Annotated in this window: 14 protein-coding genes and 1 pseudogene; 7 read left to right on the plus strand and 8 right to left on the minus strand. The window is 64.8% G+C overall.

The window, feature by feature from the left end; genetic code table 11:
• Positions 1–47 precede the first annotated feature (47 nt).
• From MTHMO_RS11010 to MTHMO_RS11025, 4 genes are read right to left on the minus strand one after another with little or no spacing between them, the layout of a single operon-like run.
• Positions 48–446, minus strand: coding sequence for an ATP/GTP-binding protein (locus MTHMO_RS11010; RefSeq protein WP_370568364.1), 399 nt, complete (start codon positions 444–446; stop codon positions 48–50).
• Positions 447–503: 57 nt separating this feature from the next.
• Positions 504–848 carry a hypothetical protein gene (locus MTHMO_RS11015; RefSeq protein ID WP_237394840.1) on the minus strand — a complete coding sequence of 115 codons (345 nt, stop codon included), beginning with the start codon at positions 846–848 and terminating at the stop codon, positions 504–506.
• A 20-nt stretch (positions 849–868) separates the two neighbouring features.
• Entirely contained in the window at positions 869–1,288 is a 420-nt protein-coding gene (locus MTHMO_RS11020) for an ATP/GTP-binding protein (RefSeq protein WP_237394841.1), read from the minus strand.
• A 12-nt stretch (positions 1,289–1,300) separates the two neighbouring features.
• Positions 1,301–1,474, minus strand: coding sequence for a hypothetical protein (locus MTHMO_RS11025; protein ID WP_237394842.1), 174 nt, complete (start codon positions 1,472–1,474; stop codon positions 1,301–1,303).
• Positions 1,475–1,736: 262 nt separating this feature from the next.
• Between MTHMO_RS11025 and MTHMO_RS11265 the strand changes: the two are divergent.
• Positions 1,737–2,066: pseudogene (locus MTHMO_RS11265) on the plus strand (ATP-binding protein); the annotation flags it as partial.
• A 132-nt stretch (positions 2,067–2,198) separates the two neighbouring features.
• Here the strand turns inward: MTHMO_RS11265 and MTHMO_RS07775 are convergent.
• On the minus strand, positions 2,199–3,563 hold the full coding sequence (locus tag MTHMO_RS07775; protein WP_202214267.1) for an aspartate aminotransferase family protein: 1,365 nt from the start codon (positions 3,561–3,563) through the stop codon (positions 2,199–2,201).
• Between the two features lie 137 nt (positions 3,564–3,700).
• Here MTHMO_RS07775 and pdhA point away from each other — a divergent pair, with 137 nt between their 5' ends.
• Genes pdhA through nth form a run of 3 tightly spaced genes read left to right on the plus strand, consistent with a single transcriptional unit; the run spans position 3,701 to position 6,430 of the window.
• Positions 3,701–4,753 (plus strand): pyruvate dehydrogenase (acetyl-transferring) E1 component subunit alpha, encoded by a 1,053-nt coding sequence (gene pdhA / locus MTHMO_RS07780; protein ID WP_237394843.1) that lies wholly within the window; start codon positions 3,701–3,703, stop codon positions 4,751–4,753.
• Positions 4,754–4,762: 9 nt separating this feature from the next.
• Positions 4,763–5,737, plus strand: a complete 975-nt coding sequence (locus MTHMO_RS07785; protein WP_202214269.1) for an alpha-ketoacid dehydrogenase subunit beta — start codon at positions 4,763–4,765, stop codon at positions 5,735–5,737.
• Positions 5,738–5,770: 33 nt separating this feature from the next.
• Positions 5,771–6,430, plus strand: coding sequence for an endonuclease III (nth, locus tag MTHMO_RS07790; protein ID WP_202214270.1), 660 nt, complete (start codon positions 5,771–5,773; stop codon positions 6,428–6,430).
• Between the two features lie 22 nt (positions 6,431–6,452).
• Here the strand turns inward: nth and MTHMO_RS07795 are convergent, their stop codons facing one another.
• Positions 6,453–6,800 carry a DUF3088 family protein gene (locus MTHMO_RS07795; protein WP_202214271.1) on the minus strand — a complete coding sequence of 116 codons (348 nt, stop codon included), beginning with the start codon at positions 6,798–6,800 and terminating at the stop codon, positions 6,453–6,455.
• A 140-nt stretch (positions 6,801–6,940) separates the two neighbouring features.
• Here MTHMO_RS07795 and MTHMO_RS07800 point away from each other — a divergent pair, with 140 nt between their 5' ends.
• A complete protein-coding gene (locus MTHMO_RS07800) occupies positions 6,941–10,513 on the plus strand; it encodes a DUF6537 domain-containing protein (protein WP_202214272.1) in 3,573 nt (1,190 codons plus the stop codon).
• A gap of 20 nt (positions 10,514–10,533) precedes the next feature.
• Here MTHMO_RS07800 and MTHMO_RS07805 read toward each other — a convergent pair whose 3' ends face one another.
• Positions 10,534–11,268 carry a tetratricopeptide repeat protein gene (locus MTHMO_RS07805; protein WP_202214273.1) on the minus strand — a complete coding sequence of 245 codons (735 nt, stop codon included), beginning with the start codon at positions 11,266–11,268 and terminating at the stop codon, positions 10,534–10,536.
• Positions 11,261–12,103: a hypothetical protein gene (locus MTHMO_RS07810; RefSeq protein WP_202214274.1), complete on the minus strand. Its 843-nt coding sequence runs from the start codon at positions 12,101–12,103 to the stop codon at positions 11,261–11,263. The genes MTHMO_RS07805 and MTHMO_RS07810 overlap by 8 nt, the downstream gene beginning before the upstream one ends.
• A gap of 287 nt (positions 12,104–12,390) precedes the next feature.
• On the opposite strand from MTHMO_RS07810, the gene MTHMO_RS07815 reads away from it, so the two are divergent.
• On the plus strand, positions 12,391–13,647 hold the full coding sequence (locus tag MTHMO_RS07815; protein WP_202214883.1) for a pyruvate dehydrogenase complex dihydrolipoamide acetyltransferase: 1,257 nt from the start codon (positions 12,391–12,393) through the stop codon (positions 13,645–13,647).
• A 21-nt stretch (positions 13,648–13,668) separates the two neighbouring features.
• Positions 13,669–15,057, plus strand: a complete 1,389-nt coding sequence (gene lpdA / locus MTHMO_RS07820; protein WP_202214275.1) for a dihydrolipoyl dehydrogenase — start codon at positions 13,669–13,671, stop codon at positions 15,055–15,057.
• Positions 15,058–15,105: the final 48 nt, after the last annotated feature.

The following is a 15,105-nucleotide window of genomic DNA, read 5'->3' on the forward strand; positions in this document are numbered from 1 at the left end:
GAAGTGTAGGCCGGATCGACTTCGATTACCTCGGGGACGGCACGAGCTCAGCCCCTTGCTTCCGAACCGTACGAGCTGCTCAATGCGCCTTGAACGACAATCCGAGGGATCCCACCGAGTCTACCCTGCAGGTAGCTCTTCCGGATATCCTTGTCGTAGCGGACGCCCTTGTAGTCGCTGAACCAAAAAAGCCTGGAGACCCCGCCGGCGTCCCGCTCCGTCACCCACATTTCGTCGCGGCGCAGGAGTTCTTGGTCCATGAGCAGGACATCATGGGTGGTGAAGAGCAGCTGCCTTCTGCTCCGGGGGGAGCATCCCGCAAGGTAAGCCTCGAGCAGCCGGCGGAGGAGCAAGGTATGCAGGCTGCGGTCGACCTCATCAATCAGGTAGACTTTCTTGGAGTCCTGATCGCAAAGATCGCAAAACGCCGGAAGGAGGTCGATCAGCCGCCGGGTGCCGTCCGATTCCTGCTCGAGGGTGAACTTCGCCTCTTCGCCGTCCTCCTACGGATGATAAGCGACCACCTTTTGCAGGATGAGCTTTCCGGCTTTCCGGCTCACGACCAGCATTTTTCCCGTCCCATCGCCGATGGAGGCGGTTTTTCCTTCCTCCATCCGCTCGACCACATCGTTCCGGACCGGCTCGGGAAGCGCAGCCTCATCCAGCGGAATCTCCTCGGCACCCAGCCGGGTAATTCCGGTATCGAGCCGCCATAGCTCTTCCGCCACGGCCGAAGAAAGCTTCTCCTCCGGGTCGATCAACCGTGCCACGCGGACAAACCGTGACTCCGGTCCGATGCACACGAGGTTCTCCGGACACCAGTCATAGACCGGTCGGAACCGATCCACCTTCTGGGATACGGAGTTGCTCAGGAAAAGCTGGTTGTCCCACGTGCCCTCGAAGGCAAACCCCAGACGCTGATCCTGCTCCAGCGCCGGAGCAAAGTTGGGCTTCCCCCCCCGCGCCGGTCGTAGAGGGTCGTCTCCGTTCGGGCGTCAATCACCACGAGCTTTTCCTCCACCACCTCCTTGCGCGTCACCGCGAAGCTCAACTCGTAGATCTTTTCGTCGATCAGGAGCTCGAAGTGAAAACGCGACGGTTTTTGCCCAGATGTTCTGTCCAGTAGCAACGGCACGACCGGAATGGCGCTATCCGGTGCCACTCCTGGGACGACGAGCTTGCTTGCGAACTGCAGCGCTTGGAAAAAGTTGCTCTTGCCCGATGCGTTGGCGCCGTAAAACGCGGCGATCGGCAGTACCCTCGTCCGGTAGTTGCGGACTTGAGGCACCCGGTTTCCGTGCTAGCGGCTGGCGACCATGGAAAATTCGACCGGATCGCGGAACGACTTCCAGTTTTCCAGGGCAACTTTGACGATCATCGCGTCTCCCCCCAGGGACAGCCGCCTCCTCCCTCCTGCAAACGAACTTGCACCTTTTTGGCCCCGGATGCCGCAATAATCGAGAAATGATCTCATAAAATGCTTTCTTGAAGAAGAACGAGAGCCACTCCATGCGGGTTCTCCACCCGTTGCAAGAGCCAAAGCGGACTGCCGCCGACGGGGCTGCCGGCGATCCAAACGGTCGAGGAGTTCGATTGGAACCATGCCGGACGAGCGCCCGAGGCCGAATCATCGAGTCGTCGAACCCGGCCTTGATCGGACGCGCCGAAAACCTCCTCTTGCCGGGTCCCGGCGGGGCAGGCAAGACCTATATCGCCCTGCCCCCTATCGGGCGGCCATGGCCGGACACAAGGGGCGTTTCCTCTCGGCGGCCAAGGGAAAGGGGCAGCGCAAGGAGTATTTTGCCCGCGCGCTCCTCGCACCCGAACCGCTGGTCATCGACGCAATCGGCTCTCTTCCCTTCGACCGTGAAGAGGCCGGCCTATTTTTGTCGAGTAGTGGCCAACCGCTATGGCAGGCCGTCTGGATCTCGACGGGCAACTTGGCCTTCACCCGCCGGGCGACCGCCTTTGCCGGCGGCCAAACCCTGACGGCGGCCATGCTTGGTCGGCTGCTTCACCATGCCCATATCGTCCGGAGCGCCGGCGAAAGTTGCCGCCTCAAGGACAAGCGGAAAGCAGCTCGGATGCCCGGAAGCGATCGAGGAAGCCCTTTCTCTCACCGCTTGGCGCCGGCCCAGGGCCAAGGTTGTTTCCGGCCGCGGGAACAACTCGAGGAAAGTTGTTCCCGGTCATGGCGGCTAACCGACCACCCGCCCCAGAACGGAACGCAGGGTGCGGAGCGACCAATCCAGCTCTTCCGAAGTGATGATCAGCGGAGGAGTGAAGGAGAGCACGTGGCGATCGGTGCCTCCCGCCAGCAGAATCACCCCCGCTTTCAGCAGGCTGGCGACCAGCTTTCCGGCCAGAGCGGGGTCCGGCCGCCCGCCTTCGTCGGTCACCTCCACTCCGACGAATAGACCGGCGCCGCGGACGTTCCGCAGCGGCGATCCCGCCGCGGCCATCTCGCGCAGTCCGGCAAGTAAAGCTGCGCCCTTTTCTTCCACGGCCAAGCCCGGGCGCTGCTCCTCGATCGCTTCCAAAAAGGCACAGGCCATCCGACAGCCGAGCGGACTTCCGAGAAAGGTGCTCGTGTGCAACGCCTCTCCATCCGACTCCGGCCATGCGTCCATCACTTCCTTCGGGCCGATGCAGGCCGATATCGGAAAGCCCCCGCCCAGCGGTTTGCCCACGCAGAGCAGATCGGGCACGACCTTCCAGCGCTCGCACGCAAACCGGGGTCCGGTGCGAAAAAATCCGGTGAAGATCTCATCGAGGATCAAAAGAACGCCTTCCTCGTCGGCCGCCGCGCGCAGGAACGGCAGAAACCAGTCGGGGGGCGGGATCATCCCTCCGCGGCCGAGCATCGGCTCGACGAGAATGGCCGCCACGCGAGCCTGCGAAAGGATCGTCTTCAGCTCGGCCGCCAGGGCAGACCGGCATTCCGCATCGCAGTCCGACGGCGAACGCGCCCCCCGGCCCCAGGGACATCGCCAGCAGTCGGGAAACGGCAGGAAGCGGACCCGCCCGGCCATCTGCTCTCGGAAGGGCTTGCGGAAATTACCCATCTCGGTCGCTTCCAGCGCTCCGTAGGACAAGCCGTGATAGCTTCCCCGGAAGGCGATGATCTCGGGTCTCCCCGTCGCCAGGCATGCGGTCTTCATCGCCGCCTCCACCGCATCGCTGCCCGAGCAGCCGAGGATCGACTTCGCGCCTCCGCGGCCCCAAGACTCGAAGGTCAGCCGGGAGAGAGCCTCCAACAGGGCGACTTTCGCCAAGGAAGGGTGGACATCCCCCATGCCGACAGGAAGCCGCTCAAGCTGGGCCGAGGCGGCGGCGGCGATCCCGGGCGCCGAGTAGCCCAGGGCGGCGACGCCGAATCCCGCCGTCAGATCGAGATAGCCGTTTCCGTCCACGTCCCAGACGTTCGCTCCTTCCGCCCTCTCCCAAAAGACGGGAAAATCCGCGGAAAGAAACGTCACGTTCCGGGACTCGCACCGGCGCAGGCGAGCACCGAGGTCGATGGAGCCGGGCCCCGGAATCTGCGTCTTTTGCACGGGAATCATAGGCGGCTCATTGCCAATGGGTCCGAAATATGCTTTGTAGGAGGAGAAAGCACAAGAGGAGCGGCGATGTGCAGACCGAGACGCGCCGCGACCGCGAATCCCGCTTTGCAACAAGGAGGCAAGGAGAGCTTATGGTAATGGAAGGTCCTGGCGTAGCCATAGCGGAGCCGAAACCGGCCGCCGCGTCCCTGAGCCCCGAGGTTCAAATCGAGCTCTATCGCCAAATGGTTCGCATCCGCCGCTTCGAAGAGAAAGCGGCCCAGGCCTTCATGCGGGCCCTCATCAAGGGATTCTGCCACCTCTACATCGGGCAGGAGGCAGTCGCGGTGGGCGCGCTCTCGGTTCTGGAATCGCGGGACGCGGTGATCACCGCCTATCGGGATCATGGGGTGGCGCTAGCCCGGGGAATGACAGCTCGGGCCTGCATGGCGGAACTCTTGGGAAAGCGAACGGGCTGCTCCCGGGGGATGGGCGGGTCGATGCATCTCTTCGAACGCGCGAATCATTTCTACGGCGGGCACGCGATCGTGGGAGCGCATACCCCCGTCGCAGCCGGGCTGGCCTTCGCCCAGCAATACGAGAACACTGGCGGGGTAACCCTCTGTCTTCTCGGCGATGGAGCCGTGAACCAGGGAGTGTTCTCGGAGACCCTCAACTTGGTCTCCCTGTGGAAGCTGCCGATCGTCTTCCTGATCGAGAACAACGACTACGCGATGGGGACCAACGTTTCCCGCTCTTCGGCCGGACTCCCGTTGGTCAATCGAGGAACGGCCTTCGAGCTGGCCGGACGAACGGCCGACGGCATGGATGTCGAAGATGTGCGGGAGAAGGTGGCGGAAGCAGTCAAGCTCGCGCGCACCGAGCGCCTGCCGACTCTCTTGGAAGTCAATACCTACCGCTATCGCGGTCACTCCATGTCCGATCCCGACACCTATCGGACCAAGCAAGAGATCGAGGAGCACAAGAAGAACGACCCGATCCTCCGCTACCGGCGACGGCTCGAGGACCGGCGGGTTCTTTCCGAGGCCATGGCCAAGCAGATCGACGGAGAAGCCCGGGCCGAAGCCCAGGACGCCCTTGCTTTCGCCGAAGCGAGCCCGGAACCTGATCTGGATCTGGCTTTCTCCCTCGCCTTCTCGCCCGAGGATCAGATCGAACCGATTCCCAGGCCCCGCTACAGCGACATTTAGGGTCCATCCATGGCGAAAATCACCTATCGTCAGGCCCTCAACCAGGCCATGGCCGAGGAGATGGAGCGGGATCCGTCGGTCTTCCTGATCGGAGAAGAGGTCGGCGAGTACCAGGGGGCCTTCAAGGTTTCTCAGGGGCTTTTGCAGCGCTTCGGCGCCAAGCGCGTGCTCGATACGCCCATTAGCGAAGCCGCCTTTTCCGGGCTCGCCGTGGGGGCGGCCCTTTACGGCCTGCGTCCGATCGTCGAGTTCATGAACTGGAGCTTCTCCTTGGTCGCGTTCGACCAGCTCGTCAACAACGTCGGATCCCTCCGGTTCATGTCCGGCGGGCAGTTCGATCTTCCCGTGGTCTTCCGCGGACCGAGCGGGGGCGGCACGCAGATCGGTGCAACCCACTCCCACTGCCCCGAAAACTGGTATGCCGGCGTTCCCACCCTGACGGTGGTGAGCCCCGCCTTTCCCGACGATGCCAAAGGATTGCTCAAGAGCTCGATTCGCTCGAACAACCCTGTCTTCTTTTTCGAGGGGGAGCGGCTGTACGGGATCGAGGGCGAGGTTCCCGAGGGGGAGCATCTCACCCCGATCGGGCAGGCCCGGCTCTGCCGGGAAGGTGCCGACTTGACGATCGTCAGCGGCGGCTACGCGACGCACACGGCTCTTTCGGCGGCGGAGGTCCTCTCGGCGGAAGGGAAGGAAGCCGACGTCATCGACCTGAGAACGATCAAGCCTTACGATTTCGACCGGATCGCCCAATCGGTTCGCAAGACCAACCGGCTGGTGATCGTCGAGGAGAACAAACCCTTCGCCGGATGGGGAGCGCAGATCGCCTATGACGTCCAACGGCGGCTCTTCGATTGGCTCGACGCTCCGATCCTCCGGGTGACCGGTCTCGATATTCCGCAGCCCTACAACGCGAAGCTCGAGGCCGAAGTTCTTCCGAACGTCGACCGGATCGTCGCCGCGGCACGAAAGGTGCTTGCCTAGACGGGCGCAACCGATCTCTGTCCGGACCGTCGCATGGGAAGGGAATCGACCGAAGCCAAGCGCCGCCGGGTCGCCGAGATTCTTCAGGTGCTCCGGCGCCTCTATCCGCAAGCCAAGCTCGCCCTCGCCTACTCCAATCCCCTCGAGCTATTGGTGGCGCTGATCTTGGCGGCTCAGGCCCGGGATGAGCTCGTCAACGCGGTCGCCGCCCCGCTTTTCCAGAAGTATCGCACCGCCGCCGACTGGGCCGCCGTTCCCGAGGAGCAGCTCCAAGAGGAGCTACGCAAGATCAACTTCTACCGCAACAAGGCCCGCGCGATCCAAAAGGCCTGCCGCGCTCTTGTCGAGCGGTTCGGCGGAGAGGTGCCCGGCCGGCTCGAGGATCTCCTCACACTCCCCGGAGTCGGCAGAAAGACCGCGAATATCCTTCTGGGCAATGCCTTCGGTCAACCGGCGATCGGCGTCGACACCCACGTCGCGCGGGTTTCGGCGAGGCTCGGTCTTAGCAACGAGACGGATCCCGACAAGATCGAGGCGGATCTGGTCGCGCTCGTGCCTCCGGAAGAGCGGGTGGCCTTCTGCCATCTCCTGCAGGCACACGGCCGGGCGGTCTGCCGGGCGCGCAAGCCCGACTGTCCCCGCTGCGAGATCCGGAACCTTTGTCCCTACCCGAAGGGCGGGGATCTCTCGTAGCCGGAGCCGCGCCGCAGTGCCGTCAACGGTGGGGACGCGGGATTCCGTAGGCGCGGGAAAGGTAGTCCCCGATCGCGAGAGGATCGTCGAGGAAAAGCCGCTCCCGCGCTTTCCGCCAAGGAAGATCGCGGCAGGAATCCGGAAGTTCCCGCCCGAGAATCAGGACCGGACACGATTGATGTTCGGCTCCCAGAAGCTCGACGATCTCCCGCCGGGGGCGGGGAAATGCCACGCGCCGGACGTCGAGCTCCTGCCCGAGCTGCGGGTAGAGGGCGAGCAGCCCCTCGAAGATCGCACAATAGGGGCAGTAGTAGGGCGCCCCTTCCCCGTCCTGGAATCCCGGAGCCAGCAGGAACAGGCGGTCTTTCATGCCGCACATGCTATCGACGGCGATCCTCGCGCGCACGCCGATTCTTGCCCCCGGCATCCGGAGGCGCGACGGCGCGCCCAGGGACCGGAAACTTCAGCGTTTACAGAAGGCCCGGCTCCCTCTATGGAAGGAGAGACTCGATGGCGACCAAAAGCGTCATTTCCGCCGCCGATCCGCGCTTTCTCCGGGAAGACGGCTGGGAAGTCTTCACCGGTAACGAGGCGATCGTCAAAGGGTTGCTGGAAGCCGAGGGAGGCACCCATCTTTGGACGGGCTATCCCGGCTCCCCGGTCTCCGGCATCTTCGACACGATCGAGGCCATCGCGGGCCTTTTCCAGGCCCACGGGATGCGGGCGACCCTCGCCAACAACGAGGCCCTTGCCGCCGCGATGCTCAACGGCTCGCAGATGCTCGGGTTGCGGGCGGTGGCGGTCATGAAAAGCGTAGGCCTGCACGTGGCGGCCGATGCGCTGGCCTTGGGCAACCTGAGCGGAGCGCATCGGGAGGGTGGGTGCCTTGTCATCGTCGGCGACGACCCTTGGAACGATTCGACCCAGGTCCCCGCCGACTCCCGTTACCTCGCCCGGCACCTCCACATGCCCGTGCTCGAACCGGAGACGCTCCAGGAGATCAAGGATTGGATCGATCTCGGCTTTGAGCTTTCCCGAAGGGCCAACCTCTTCGTAACCTATCTCGTCACCACCAACCAGGCTGACGGGGGCGGCTCCGTGCAAGTCCGCCGCAACCATTTTCCCCGAGTCAACTCGCTGAGCCCGGTAGCGCTGGATACGGCCGCGATCGACTACGAATCGCGGGTGCTGCTTCCTCCGAGGACGGGCCGGCGGGAGGAAGACCTCCCGGCGAGGTATCGTCGGCTTTGGGCCGTCGCGCAAGAACGGGGCATCGACCGGATCCTGCCCTTCGACCGCTCCCGCACACGGCCGCGATTCGGCCTGGTGAGCTCCGGGTTGGCCGCCGGGTATCTGGAACAGGCCCTGCAGGAGCTTGGGCTCGCCGGCGAATTTCCGGTCCTGAAGCTGGGGCTCACTTATCCGATCGATCCGCAGACTCTTCTCCGTTTCGCCCGCGAAGCAGAAGAGATCGTCGTCGTGGAAGAACGCCGCCCGTTCCTGGAAGAGGCGATCTCGCATGCCCTGCAGCAGGCCGGCGTCCTCCAGAAGGTCTGGGGTAAGGTCTTTCCCGGCAATCTGCCCGGCATCCCGTCCCACGGCGGACTCCACCCCTCCCTTCTCGCCGAGCGGCTCGGACCGCTGCTGGCTCCCGAGAGCGGCCCGTCCCGCCGCAGGGCCGTCGAGCAGCGCCTCGATCGGCTGCGAAGGGCATCGGGGCCTTCCTGGCAGCTCCCTGCGAGAACTCCGACCTTTTGCCCGGGATGCCCCCACCGGGATTCGGCCTCGGTCTTCCTGGATATACAGCGGGACTTCCGCGATCCGGAGTACATGCGCCGCCGGCATCGGCGGGAGCCGGTCGACCTCGTCTTCCACGGAGATACCGGCTGCTACACCATGTTGATGTTCGAGCCGACCAAGTCGCTCATGCACAATTACAGCGGCATGGGCCTCGGCGGCGGCACAGGCCTGGGCATCGATCCGTTCATCCGCAACAAGCAGGTCGTCTTCATGGGCGATTCGACCTTCTTCCATTCGGGACAGATTGCGATCTCCAATTCGATCAAGAATCGGCAGGACATCGCCTACATCATTCTCGACAACCGCACCACGGCGATGACGGGCCACCAGACGACCCCGGGCGTGGAGAAAGACCTCCTGGGGAACCCGACGTTCACGCAGAACATCGAGAAGATCGTCGAGGCGATAACCGCCGAAGAGAAGTGCGAGGTCATCCGGGTCAACCCCGGCTTGCGCGATCAGTATCGGGCCCTCCTGGAAGAGGCTGTTCTCCGGGACGGGGTGAAGGTGATCATCGCCGACAAGGAGTGCGGCATTCTCACCCACCGGCGGGAAAGCCGCCGGGAGCGCGAGGAGATTCGGACAAAGGGCTTCCTTCCGCAAAAGCGCTACATTCACATCACCCCGGAGGTCTGCGAATATTGCCTGGCCTGCACCACGAGCACCGGCTGCCCGGGGTTGACCTTCACCGAGACCGATTTCGGCCGGAAGGTGCAAACCGACCTTTCCTGGTGCGTCGCCGACGGCGCCTGCACGAAGCTTTACGCCTGCCCCGCCTTCGAGGAGGTCACGGTGGTGCGGGGCAGCCGCCCCCGCTCAATCCTCGACTCCCTCCCCTTCGATGCGCTCCCGCCTCCTCCTCCGCGCAGCTTCGCCCACACCTACCGTCTTTTCCTGACCGGGGTAGGCGGGATGGGCATCGCCAGCACCGCCGCCGTGCTCGTGCGCGCCGGGCATCGGGAGGGATACCGGGTCCTCTTTTGCGATCGCAACGGCCTGGCGATCCGCAACGGTGCGGTCTACTCGCATCTGGTCTACCAGCGTCAAGGAGCGCCTCCGACGACCGCGATTCCTTTGTACGGCGACGTTGACGTCGTCCTGGGACTCGATCCGCTGGAAACCGCCCGAGCTCTCGACGGTTCCGGCCGGCTGCGCATCGGCAGCCCCGACCGAACCGGCGTCATCCTCAACACCGCCAAGACCCCCACGGTGCTCACCTTGCTCGGCCGGGATGATTTTTGCGTCCGGGAGCTGGAAGAAAAGATCCGGCAGGCGACCGATCCGCATCGCTTCTTCCGATGCGAGGTCTCCGCCCTCGCCGAACAGGTCTTCGGCACCAAGCTTTACGCCAATACCATTCTGATCGGAATCGCTTTTCAGCGCGGAGAGCTCCCTCTTTCGCAGGAAAGCCTCGAATGGGCCATCCAGCAGACCATGGGCAGCTCCGCCGCCACCAATTGGAAAGCCTTCCTTTTCGGCCGCTACCTCGCCGAGCATCCCGAAGAGTTCGCCCAGCCCTCGACGCCTGCCAGCCCGCAGCGGGAGATCGAAAAGAGTCTCGAAGACCTGGAGGAGGAAGGCCCCTCGGGCAAGAAGCGCGGCCAGCGCCTCTGGCAGTGCATAACCGGGGGCATCGCCGGCCTCCCCTTGGATGAATCGGACCTGCGCGATTTCATCATCCGGATCCGGGATCTCTTCCACTATGAAGACGCCGCTTACGCGGAGCGATACGTATCCCTCGTCCGGGCGGTCGCCGCCAAGGATTCACCCCAGTTCGGGATGGCGGCCACCAAGGCTGCGATCTGGGGCGCGCACCGGGTGATGGCGATCAAGGACGAGGTCGAGGTCGCCCGCCTGCTCACGGCGAAGGCGAAGCTAGCCAGAGACCGGGAGCACTTCGGGATCGATCCGGCCCGAGGCGACCGCCTCGTCTACCGGCACATCACCCGTCCGGAGTTCATCCTCGGACCCATCCGCCTCCGCTTCCGGATGGAGTCGCGCAACTGGATGCTCCGGTTGATGCGGCGGGCCAAGTTCCTCCGCCGGATCCTCGTCGGATGGCATCAGAAGGAACGGAGCTTCCGCGACTGGTATTGCGGGCTCCTCGAGCGCTTCTCCTTCTCCTCTCCCTCCGAATATCAGCGGTGGCTCGAGATCCTCCGCCTCCCCGAGTCGGTGCGCGGATACCGTGAGATCCGGTACCGCAAGATGGAGGAGGCTCGCGCGCGGGCCGAAAGCCTCCTGGCCGAGCTGCCGGCCGCCCGATCCTCGGTCGCCCGATAGCCGGCGACCGGGAACCATCGTTAATGGATGGCGCGCTCCAGCGCGATATCCTTGGACATGCCCAGCGCCAGCGCCGAGCGGTAGTGCAGGAGCGCCTTCTTCCTTTGCGGGGGAACTTGGGAAGCGTAGAGGAGCGCGAGGTTGAAATGGCTCTCCCCGTCGTTGGGGTCAAGTGCCAAGGCCTTCAGCAGCTCCTTCCGGGCGGCGAGGGGATTCCCGCTCGCGGCATAGGCCAAGCCGAGCTCCCGGCGAATCCGGGCGTTGTTTCCGTCGATCGCCGCTGCGCGCTCCAGGACCGCGACCGCCAGAGGGTATTTTCCGCTTCGATAATAGGCCATGCCGAGCACCGCGTAAGGATAGGAGTCCGCCGGCTGGAGCTCGATCGCTTCGCGAAGCGCTTCCGCCGCCTGGTCGTAGCGTTGCTGAGCGAAGCGAACCACTCCGAGATTGCACCAAGCGATGACGTTGCGCGCCTCTTTCGCCAGGACCTGCTCGTAAAGATCGGCCGCCTCCGAAAGGCGGCCCCGGGCGTAACAGCGCGCCCCTTCGTTGAGGAGCCTGCTCAGCTCCGCGACGGAAAGGGCGCTGGCGGCTCCGCCGGAGGCATTCTGCGGAACGAGGGCGGAACCCTCGGCGCTCCGGGACCCGCTCGCGCCCCGGTCTTCGGCGCGCTCCTCCGCACCTCCGGAGAGCCCCTGCGGCCCGATCGAGCTCGTTTCGGTGCTGCGCCGGAAGCCGCGGCGAAACTCACTCAAGATCAGCCGCTTTTCGCCTTCCAGCCGCTTGGCCTGGTCGGAGAGGTCGGCGATGGCCGCCCGGAGGAGAAGGTTCTCTTGCCGCAATGCGGCCTGATCGGCCGATTCGGGCGGGCGGGAAACGCCTTGGCGGGGCCGGCGGGAGATCGGCGACCTCCTGCCGCAACCGGCCGAGCACGTTTTGCAGCGACCGGTTTTCTTTCTGGATGGCGCTTACCGTATCGAGCGACTGGCTTACGCTTTGCTCCAACCGCTTGGCCAACCGCTCCACCTCTTCCCGCTCTAACGGGCGGGAGGCCGCGGGAGCCCCTCCGGTAGCCGGAGCCCGCTCCGTAGCCTCCTTTCTCCACCGGGAGAGGTCGGCGAAGAGTTGCTCTCTCTGCGCCTGCGAGCGTGCGAGCTCTGCTTGGAGCTCCGCGATTCTTGACCTGAGCATGACCAGTTCCCGGAGGTCTTCGGGTGCCCGTCCCGAGCCTCCTTCCGGAGGGCGAGGCGGGGAACCCTGCCCGGCTGCCGCCGCCTTCTTGGCTGCGTCGGCCAAGCGCCCCGTGGCGTAGCGGATCCGGTAGCGGATCACGGCCGGCTCCCAGTCCGGATAGTTGCGTCGGATTTCGGAGAGTTGCGCAAGGGCCTGCTGATACCCGCGCTCCGCTCCGGCGTAATCCCTGGCGGCCGCCAGCCGATCGGCTTCCCGCAGCGTGACGTAGGCTTCCAAAAAGCGATCCTGCGGCGAAACCTGGACGGCCCGCGCGTGGCCGGCCCACGGGGATCCCGCAACGATCGTCCAGATCGCCGCGGCCGCACCGACGAGAACCGAGCCGCCTACTTTTCTCATCGCTTGCGCACCGAGCTTCGACCCTTTCGCCGCTTTCCAGCATACGCCCACGGTCGCTCGGCAGGCAAGGGCGCGATCCATGATCAGTGAGCCAGGAAAACTTCCGGGCAACCGGCGAGCCGCAGAAGCAAACATCCGGCCGGACTCCCCCGGCGATCGCCGCCGGTCCGCCTCACGCACGGAAAGGCGGACCGCCGGAAAAGAACTTGACCCCTCGTCTCGGCTATCCCTACGGTGCGCAGACGAAGGACGGGCGCCCGGCGCAGCCGGAGGCCCCTGTCGTTGGTATGGCAAAGACAATCACGATGCCGCAATTGAGCCCCTCGATGGCAGAGGGCCGGCTGGTCGCCTGGCGCAAGAAGGAAGGGGAGCCGATCGAAGAGGGTGAGGTCATCGCCGAGATCGAAACGGACAAGGCGGTGATGGATCTGGAGGCCTTCGAGTCCGGGGTACTGCGGAAGATCCTGCTTCCCGAAGGGGAGCGCGCAGCGGTGAACACTCCTATCGCCATCCTGGGATCGGCCGACGAACCGATCGAAAACCTTCTCGCGCCGAAAGCGACCTCCCCTTTCCCCGGGGCTTCTCCGCCCGCCGCCGAGGGCAAGCCCGGCTCCCCGGCGCAGGCGGCACCGGTCGAGGCCGGAATCCCGGCGACGGAGCGCGAGGGGGAACGCGTTAAGGCATCCCCCCTGGCCAAGAAGATTGCGGCCGAGGGAGGGCTTCCGCTTTCGGGGCTATCGGGCAGCGGTCCAGGCGGGCGCATCGTCAAGCGCGACGTCCTTCAGGCTCTGGCCGGCTCCCGACCGGCCGCCCCCGCCCCTCCGGAGCGGGCTCCGGCCGCCGCGGGGGAGGAACAGCTGCTGCCGGTCTCGCTCATGCGGGAGCAGATCGGCGCCCGCCTCTTGGCCAGCAAAACTTCGATCCCGCACTACTACTTGGAGATCGAGGTCGATGCCTCCCGCTTGCTCGCCCTCCGCGCCGAGATCAATGAAGCCCTGGCCGCGCTGCCTTCGCCGGAAAAGCTGAGCATCAACGACTTCTTTCTCAAGGCGACGGCGGAAGCCGCCCGCCGGGTCCCGGAAGTGAATGCCTCCTGGCAAGAAAAAGGAATTCGCCGTTTCGCAACTGTCGACCTGGCCGTAGCGGTGGCGGTGCCCGACGGGCTCATCACGCCCGTCATCCGGAGAGCGCACGAGAAATCCCTCCGGCAGCTCGCTCAGGAAGCAAAGGAGCTGGCTGCACGGGCTCGGGAGCGCAAGCTCATGCCGGAGGAGTACACGGGAGGAACCTTGACCCTATCGAACCTGGGCATGTACGGGATCGAATCGTTCGCGGCGATCATCAATCCGCCCCAAGCCTTGATACTGGCCGTCGGCGCGTTGACCAAGAAGCCGGTGGTCGACGACCAGGACCGGATCGTGGTCGGCCACCGCGTCCGCCTGGTCGCCTCCTGCGATCACCGGATCGTCGACGGAGCGCTGGGCGCCCGCTTCCTCCAAGAAATCAAGCGGCTGCTCGAGCAGCCGCTCGGCCTCTTGCTCTAACATCAGGGATCTTCCCCGCCTATGCCAGAGTCTTACGATCTGATCGTCCTCGGAGGAGGGCCGGCGGGCTACGTCGCCGCTCTGCGGGCCGCCCAGCTCGGGCGGAAGGTCGCCTGCGTCGAGCGGGAAAAGCTCGGCGGCACGTGCGGCAATTGGGGCTGCATCCCGAGCAAAGCCCTCCTCAAGAGCGCGGAGGTGTTCGATCTCTTCCGGCGCGCCGAGGAGTTCGGGCTCCGGTCGAGCGGGCACGCTTTCGACTTTTCGGCCGTCATCGGCCGGAGCCGATCGATAGCGGACAGGATGGCCAAGGGCGTCGATCATCTCTTCTCCTCCCGCGGCGTAAAGCTCTTCCGCGGGCAGGGAACCCTTTTCCCCGATCGGAAGATCCGGGTCGTCCAAGACGGCTCCGAAGAGATGCTAGCGGCCAGGCACATTCTCCTGGCGACCGGATGCCGGCCGAAAACCCTGCCGTTCCTGCCCGTGCAAGGGGAGCGTGTCCTGACCAGCCGTCAAGCGCTGGCCTTGACGGAGCTTCCCGAATCGATCGCCATCATCGGAGGAGGGGCGATCGGAGTCGAGTTCGCCTACTTCTATTCGGTATTCGGAAGCAGAGTCATCCTCATCGAGCTCATGCCCGGGCTTCTCCCCGGCTGCGACGGCGAGGTGTCCAAAGGATTGGCGCGCGATCTTTCCAAGCGGGGAATCCAGATCCTGACCTCCGCGAAGGTGGAATCCGCCCAAGTCGGAGAGAAAAGCGTCGTCCTGGAAGTCGCGGGCCGCGTCCGACAGAGGCTGGAGGTCTCCTCGGTCCTCGTCGCCATCGGCGTCGAGCCCAACATCGACGACAGCGTGGCTCCCGGTGTCGAGTTGGAGCGCGCCGGAGGTTTCCTCAAGGTCGACGCCCGCTACGAAACTTCCTATCCCGGCGTCTTCGCCGCCGGCGACCTCATCGGCCCTCCGCTCCTAGCCCACGTCGCCTTCCGGGAAGGCTTGGAAGCGGTCGAAGGCATCTTCGTCCCCGGAAAGGTTCCCACCCGCGTCGAGTTCTTCCCTTCCTGCGTCTATTGCCAACCGCAAGTCGCGATGCTCGGCCTGACCGAGGAGCAGGCGCGCGAGCAAAAGCTGGCATTCCGGATCGGACGTTACCCGTATACCGCCAACGGCAAAGCGATGGCTTCCGGAGATTCGGCCGGCTTCGTCAAGATTCTTTTTGCCGAGCCGCACGGCGAAATTCTCGGAGCCCACATCCTCGGCGCGGAGGCAAGCGAGCTCATCGCCGAGCTTTCCGTCGCGATCGCCTGCGAAGGAACGTCGGCCGAATTGCACGAAGCGATTCATCCGCATCCGACCCTTTCCGAAATGATCGGAGAGGCCGCCCTGGTCGCCGAAAACCGGCCGTTGCATATTTAGCGTGAATCTCGCTTGCAAGGGTTCTCCTCCGGAGCCGGGAAATCCCGC

Source organism: Methylacidimicrobium sp. AP8 (assembly GCF_903064525.1).
Lineage (GTDB): Bacteria > Verrucomicrobiota > Verrucomicrobiia > Methylacidiphilales > Methylacidiphilaceae > Methylacidimicrobium.

What these genes read in the sequence shown, in the direction of transcription:
- MTHMO_RS07785 (WP_202214269.1), top strand. Translation starts at nt 4,763, where the DNA reads ATGGCGAAAATCACCTATCGTCAGGCCCTCAACCAGGCCATGGCCGAG.
- MTHMO_RS07810 (WP_202214274.1), bottom strand. Translation starts at nt 12,103, where the DNA reads ATGAGAAAAGTAGGCGGCTCGGTTCTCGTCGGTGCGGCCGCGGCGATC.
- MTHMO_RS07775 (WP_202214267.1), bottom strand. Translation starts at nt 3,563, where the DNA reads ATGATTCCCGTGCAAAAGACGCAGATTCCGGGGCCCGGCTCCATCGAC.
- MTHMO_RS11025 (WP_237394842.1), bottom strand. Translation starts at nt 1,474, where the DNA reads ATGAGATCATTTCTCGATTATTGCGGCATCCGGGGCCAAAAAGGTGCA.
- MTHMO_RS07795 (WP_202214271.1), bottom strand. Translation starts at nt 6,800, where the DNA reads ATGAAAGACCGCCTGTTCCTGCTGGCTCCGGGATTCCAGGACGGGGAA.
- pdhA (WP_237394843.1), top strand. Translation starts at nt 3,701, where the DNA reads ATGGAAGGTCCTGGCGTAGCCATAGCGGAGCCGAAACCGGCCGCCGCG.
- MTHMO_RS07815 (WP_202214883.1), top strand. Translation starts at nt 12,391, where the DNA reads ATGGCAAAGACAATCACGATGCCGCAATTGAGCCCCTCGATGGCAGAG.
- nth (WP_202214270.1), top strand. Translation starts at nt 5,771, where the DNA reads ATGGGAAGGGAATCGACCGAAGCCAAGCGCCGCCGGGTCGCCGAGATT.
- MTHMO_RS07800 (WP_202214272.1), top strand. Translation starts at nt 6,941, where the DNA reads ATGGCGACCAAAAGCGTCATTTCCGCCGCCGATCCGCGCTTTCTCCGG.
- lpdA (WP_202214275.1), top strand. Translation starts at nt 13,669, where the DNA reads ATGCCAGAGTCTTACGATCTGATCGTCCTCGGAGGAGGGCCGGCGGGC.